The 389-nt window shown below is 33.7% G+C and carries 1 protein-coding gene; it reads left to right on the forward strand.

The window, feature by feature from the left end; genetic code table 11:
- Positions 1-167: 167 nt before the first annotated feature.
- Positions 168-389: recombinase family protein (locus FOT98_RS31075; protein WP_144291244.1), on the forward strand; the 222-nt coding region annotated here is incomplete at its 3' end.

Genomic DNA, 389 nt, shown 5'->3' on the forward strand with positions numbered 1-389 from the left:
CTACCTCTCGCAACTTTCATACAGTATCATCTCATTTCTGTAATTGTTCAGTTAATTAGTTCAATTATAAATCAATAGAGTGTACTCTATTGATACAATTATAGTAGACTGATAAAATCATAGTTAAGAGTGTCTCATAAGACTTATCTCAAAAATGAGGTGATATTTTGCGGAAAATTGGTTATATACGTGTCAGTTCGACTAACCAAAATCCTTCAAGGCAATTTCAGCAATTAAACGAAATCGGGATGGATATTATTTTTGAAGAAAAAGTTTCTGGTGCAACAAAGAATCGCGAGCAACTTCAAAAAATGTTGCAGGATTTACAGGAAGGCGACATTATTTATGTTACAGACTTAACTCGGATCACTCGGAGTACGCAGGATTTA

The organism is Bacillus sp. HY001, from assembly GCF_007558965.1.
Taxonomy (GTDB): Bacteria; Bacillota; Bacilli; order Bacillales; family Bacillaceae_G; genus Bacillus_A; species Bacillus_A mobilis.